Annotated in this window: 4 protein-coding genes; 2 read left to right on the top strand and 2 right to left on the bottom strand. The window is 57.9% G+C overall.

Annotated elements, in window-relative coordinates; all coding sequences use genetic code 11:
- Positions 1–2,592, bottom strand: a 2,592-nt coding sequence (locus tag ACOSYY_RS04090; protein WP_526023277.1) for a GAF domain-containing protein, incomplete at its 3' end; no start/stop codon positions are given.
- Positions 2,593–2,668: 76 nt separating this feature from the next.
- The gene (locus tag ACOSYY_RS04085; RefSeq protein WP_421660996.1) at positions 2,669–3,052 is read right to left on the bottom strand and encodes a YciI family protein; all 384 of its coding nucleotides are present in this window, start codon (positions 3,050–3,052) and stop codon (positions 2,669–2,671) included.
- 552 nt (positions 3,053–3,604) lie between these two features.
- Between ACOSYY_RS04085 and ACOSYY_RS04080 the strand changes: the two genes are divergently transcribed.
- Both ACOSYY_RS04080 and ACOSYY_RS04075 read left to right on the top strand, forming a co-directional pair.
- A complete protein-coding gene (locus ACOSYY_RS04080; protein WP_421660995.1) occupies positions 3,605–4,330 on the top strand; it encodes a carbonic anhydrase in 726 nt (241 codons plus the stop codon).
- A 198-nt stretch (positions 4,331–4,528) separates the two neighbouring features.
- The coding region (locus ACOSYY_RS04075; protein ID WP_421660994.1) for an AlkA N-terminal domain-containing protein at positions 4,529–5,843 on the top strand (1,315 nt) is incomplete at its 3' end.

Here is a 5,843-nt window from a genome sequence, read left to right as displayed (position 1 = left end):
AAGCTTGACCTGGAGCTCTAGGGGAATTTCTCCGACTTCGTCGAGGAAAAGCGTTCCTCGGTCGGCCAATTCAAACCGGCCGATCTTGGTCGCAATCGCACCGGTAAAGGCTCCCTTTTCGTGTCCGAATAATTCGCTTTCGAGCAGACCGGTCGGGATCGCGGCGCAATTCAGTTTCACGAACGTGCGTTCGCGCCGGCTGCTCAGATTGTGGAGCGCTCGAGCGACGAGCTCTTTCCCGCTGCCGGTTTCACCCAGAATCAAGACCGTAGAGTCCGTGGGGGCGACCGTTTTGACCTGCTTGAGGACCTGCTGGAGGGAACGGCTCTCGCCGACGATTTCGTCAAAGTTGTAGTCCGTCTGAATTTCTTCTTCGAGGTACAGTTTTTCTTTCTTCAGCTTGTCCTTCAGATTCGCAATTTCTTGATAGGCAGTGGAATTCGCCACCGCCAGCGCCACTTGCGCGCCGATCTGTCCCAACAATTCCGCATCTTGCTCTGTAAACGCATCCTCGTTGACACTGACGACACTGAGTGTGCCAAGCACATGCTCGTGAGAGACGAGAGGAATGGCACAGCCCGATTGTAGACCCTCCGCCGCGGCCCGTTTCATAATCTCTGTGGGAAATTCGGTCAGGTTCAATTTTTTTATATGGACTGTCTTTCGAGACGTGAATGCCAATCCTTCCGGGGTTCCTTCAAGCGGAATCGAATCTCCTGCTCCGGTGAAGTCCTGATTGCTGGGAAAGTCCAAAGCATGAGTTCGCAGTTCTTGATTCGCAGGATCATAGAGGCACAACCATGCAAGATCGTGCGGGATCACACGCGCGAGGCAAGCGGAAATCGCTCTCAGAAGTTCTCGTAATTCGAGATGCGACACGACGGCGTTGTTGATTTCCAACATCAAGCTGAGCCGATCTCGTTCCCGGGCGAGCCCCTCTTGTGCCAATTTCGCGGTTTCGTAGTTCAGCACATTTTCCACGGCCACAGCGACCTGACTTGCCACCTGCTGCATAAATTTGATGTCTACTTCTCGATACGTCCTGCGCTGGAGGCTTCCAAATCCCATAGCGCCCAGGCGGCGCTGCGCGGTCGTGAGCGGCACCACACAGAAGGATTGGACGCCGTTCTCGCGGAACATCGTCATCAACTTCGGGAAACGGTGCTCTTGGGCGATGTCGTCCACCGTCAACGGCTGTTGGGTTTTCCACACCAATCCGCCGGGAGATTCATTGACGGGGGTTTCAATTCCAGGGTTGATTGTGCTCGGTGTCGAAATCACCAAGAGCCAGAGGCGCATGACATCGCGCGCGGGCTCGTGCAAAACAGCATTGATAAAATCGAATGGCACGACCTGAGGGAGCCGCCGCGCGAGATCGTGAAACAGTTCTTCAAGGTCGCGGTGTGACGCGATCGATTCCGTCACTTCCAGGAGCAGCCGCAACCGGTCGCGTTCGTGGGCCAGTTGCTGCTGCGCCGTCTGTGCTTCTTGATGGTTCAACACATCGTCCACGGCAACCGCGACCTGCTTGGCGACTTGATTTAAGAATTCAACCTCTGAGTCCCCAAATGCGCAAGGGTTCACACTGCCGAATCCGATCGCGCCCAATCGGCGTACAGCCGTGGTGAGCGGCAGGAAGCAGCAGGACTGCACGTTCATGTCCCGAAACATCCCGATGATCCTGGGGAAACGGGTTTCCTCATTGACGCGCGGCATGATGACTGATTGTTGGTTCTTGAGCACCCACGCCGAGATGGATTCTTCCATTGTCAGCTCAAACCCATCTGGAATACGTTCGGTTTGTTCAGTCGCGATCACGTGAATTCTCATCACTTCCCGCAGAGGATCATGCAAGATGAGGCCGATGAATTCGAACGGCACCACGGAAGGCAGCCGTTTGCCCAATTCCTTGAACAAAACCTTGAGATCACGATGGGTGGCAATCGCCTCCGACACCTCAAGCAAGAGCCGCAATCGCTCACGGTCGAGTGTGAGATCTCGGTGATGAAGCACATTGTCCACCGCCACGGCGACCAATTGCCCCACTTGCTGAAGGAGCTCCAAGTCCGTTTCACTGTAGGCCGCCTTCTGCAGGCTCGAAAACCCCATGGCGCCCAGTCGTCGTACGGCGGTGGTCAGGGGAATGACGCAAAATGAATTGACGCCGTCCTCCTGCATGCGATGAAGGACCTTCGGCCAACGATGCTCGTCGGCAAGATCCGGCACGAGAACCGGTCGCTGTGTGAGGAAGACGAAGCCGGCGGGAGTCTCATCGACAGGTTCCTCATGGCCGCCCAAGAGCTCGGCAGGCACGTTCGCTTGAATGGTCTGGAGGCGGATATGGTTGCGCAGCGGATTGTGCAATGAGAGGGAAACGAAATTCACGTCCACCACGCGCGGGAGCCGCTGAACGAGATCGCGAAAGAGTTCGTGTAGGTCGCGGTGCGTCGAGATCGCTTCCGCCACCTCCAATAGTGCCTGATGGCGCTCCGTTAGTGTGCCGCACGGCGATGCAGAAGTCGGATCCATGGTCGCGGCGTAGTATGACGCATCAGATTGTTGCGGCTCAATAGGGGCATTAGGGGCATTCACCGGCTCCGGAGGCTCTATCCTGCTGATGCTGTTGGCCGAGGACCATGCGACGGTTCGACAGAGTCGCTGCTTTTCCCTATTCGAAGTTGGACTCCTCTTCACCCGGCAGGCCGGTGACCTCTCTTAGCGGCCTGACTTCAACCGTTCCAATACGAGCACCGGGTACCAGCGTGGCGATATGAACGGCCTCATCACGATCCTGTGCTTCGATGAGAAAATAGCCGGCGAGCTGTTCTTTTGTCTCGGCAAACGGCCCATCGGTGACCGTTGCCTTGCCATTGCGCACCCGAACGACGATTCCTGTCGCCTCAGGCTGCAGTGGGGAGGCATGGACATATTGCCCGTTCCCGTCGAGTCGGTGGCAGAGCTGGATTGATTCGGCGAGCATGTCCTTGCGCGTGATTTCCGGGATCCGGTTAAACGCGCCCTCATTGTGGTGGACCAGCAGAAGATATTTCATGAGACACCTCCAGCCACATACCATAGCTGTTGAAATGGCTGAAGTCGACAAGCTGACTTGCCGATTGTCATCGCGCGTCGTCTACCGCATGGAGCGGCCTCAGTGGTAGAGGTAGTTCTTGATATCAATATGCCTATTGCACGGCTGAACCATATTCTTAGATGGCCGCGGCTTTCGGAATTTCCGAACTGGCGCTGAGCGTACTTGGCCGCTCTCGACATTGAGACAGGTGCGGAGTGGATGACGACGGACCACGACTGCGCGCGTTCTTCAGGTATGTTGTCTGATCCTTGTAGCGACAGGAAAAGGAGTTGCATTAACCACCGCTGGATCGCAGAATATCGCGCCTCAGCACACCCGATTTATTGCAATGAGGTACATGTTCTTGCCTGTACGAGTCTTTCTGGAAGGGAGAACGAAATCTCTATTTGCGAACGTTTATACGCTGCACCATTTGAAAAGAAATCGGTTCTTCTTCAGCATGCGGAATGCCTGGTGTTGCCGAACTAAAAGAGTGATGAACCTGACTACTGATTCCGAAGGAGGCATGCCATGCAAGTTCCGAAACCGATGTCCCGACGTGAGTTCTTGCGGCTTTCCGGATTGGCGGCCGGCGCGGCCGGTATTACCCTTTCGACGCTTTCGACGATCGGGCGTGCCGGCGACCTACCCATGGGAGGACGAGACCTGGATGTGGTGTTGACTCAATTGCTTGAGGGCAACAAGCGGTTTATGAGGGGGGATCTCGCTCACCCGCGCCGGAAGCCGGAGGACTTCATGCCGCTTGCAGAGGGCCAGGCCCCCCTCACCGCTGTCGTCTGCTGTGCGGACTCACGGGTTGCGCCTGAATTGATCTTCGATCAGGGTGTGGGAGATCTCTTCGTGGTCCGCGTGGCCGGAAACGTAATCAACGGTTCGGGCGCTATCGTGAAGGGAAGCATCGAGTATGCGGTTGCTGAACTCGATGTGCGGCTGATCGTGGTGTTGGGCCATAGCCAATGCGGCGCAGTCAAAGCCGCCATCAAGCATATTGCTGATAAGGATGCTCCGCCAGGTTCCATCGGCAATCTTGTCGATCTGATCAGGCCGGCTGTGGCGGCCGTAAAGGGTAAACCGGGCAACATACTCGATAACGCCATTAAGGCCAACGTCGAGCAGGGGGTGGAGCGGCTCACGCGTCTGGAGCCGATCGTGGCCGGTTCGGTGAAGAAAGGAACGCTGAAGGTCGTCGGCGCCGTCTACGATCTACACAGTGGCAAGGTCACGGCGTTCGGGTGATGAGCCAGTAGGGCATGAGGTTCCTTAAGGCATACATTGTGTGCGATTGTCTTCCCGGTGCGGCGATGAGGATTGAAACGAACGAATCGGCCGCGGCAGCTATAACGGGCTGCTCGTATGTTTTCTCAGTTGGATGGCAGGTGGTGATGTCCGGAAATGGCGAGCAGATCTCCGTTCGCCGTCGCTATAATGACACCCATGATGCTTGATTCTGTCACGTGCTACCGAGCGTTACGGGCGCGCGATCCGCGCTTCGACGGACGATTCTTCGTCGCCGTCTCATCCACATGTATCTATTGCCGCCCGGTCTGTACAGTGAAGCCGCCCAGATTGGAGAACTGCCGCTTTTATCCGAGCGCCGCCGCGGCGGAAGTAGCCGGCTACCGGCCTTGTCTGCGTTGCCGTCCCGAACTGGCGCCGGGCAATGCGAGCGTGGATGCGACCACTCGCGTGGCACAGGCTGCGGCGAGCCTGATCGAGGATCGCGGACTCAATGCTGACGGATTGGGAGGCGTCGCATCGAGTCTCGGTATCACCGGTCGGCATTTGCGCCGGGTGTTCGGCGCCGAGTTCGGCGTCTCACCCGTCGAGTTTGCTCAGACGCAGCGTCTGCTGCTTGCCAAACGCCTGCTCACCGATACCGGTCTGCCGATCACCGAAGTAGCGTTCGCGAGCGGGTTTGGGAGTTTGCGGCGTTTCAATGCGCTCTTCAGGCAGCGATATCGTCTACAGCCAGGGCAGTTGCGACAGTGTGCACATGATAAGGTGATGCCGGTCAGCGACGCCTTGAGCTTCGAGCTCAGTTTCCGCCCGCCCTACGACTGGTCGGCGATGCGGACGTTTCTCGGTACGCGGGCCGTTGCCGGTGTCGAGATGCTCGATGGTGCCTGTTACCGTCGCACGGTGCGCGTGACGACAGAAGGCAAGGATCATTCGGGATGGGTCGAGATCGGATTGTCGCCGAAAAAGCCGGCACTGCATGTCGTCGTCTCGTCATCGCTCGCCCGGGTTCTTCCTCCATTGCTTGCGCGTATCAAGACGCTCATGGATCTCTCCTGCAATCCAACCGAAGTAGCGGGCGTGTTGGGTGAGCTGTCGCAGGGTCGTCCCGGCATGCGCGTCCCAGGTGCGTTCGACGGATTCGAAGTCGCGGTACGGGCGATTATTGGGCAACAAGTGACTGTAGCCGCGGCACGGACCATCGCGGGCCGCTTTGCCGCCGCGCTTGGAGATTCGATCGAGACGCCGTTTGAGGCACTGACGACGATATTCCCTTCTGCGGCGCGTGTGGCCGGCGTCGCGGTCGATCTCATCGCGCGCTTGGGCATGCCGGCGGCGCGCGCACGCACCGTGATCGCGCTCGCGCGCGCCGTAGCGGACGGCGATGTGATCTTAACGCCTCACACGGATCTCCACGCGACGCTGGAACGTTTGCGGGCGCTGCCCGGCGTGGGGGAGTGGACGACGCAGTACATCGCCATGCGGGCGCTGGCATGGCCCGATGCATTTCCGC

The sequence above is a fragment of the Nitrospira sp. BLG_2 genome (assembly GCF_049222245.1).
The sequence above is the reverse complement of the archived record's forward strand: the minus strand, read 5'-3'. Positions and strand labels throughout refer to the sequence as shown.

Coding starts and splice junctions, on each gene's coding strand:
- ACOSYY_RS04085 (WP_421660996.1), bottom strand. CDS start 3,052: ATGAAATATCTTCTGCTGGTCCACCACAATGAGGGCGCGTTTAACCGG.
- ACOSYY_RS04080 (WP_421660995.1), top strand. CDS start 3,605: ATGCAAGTTCCGAAACCGATGTCCCGACGTGAGTTCTTGCGGCTTTCC.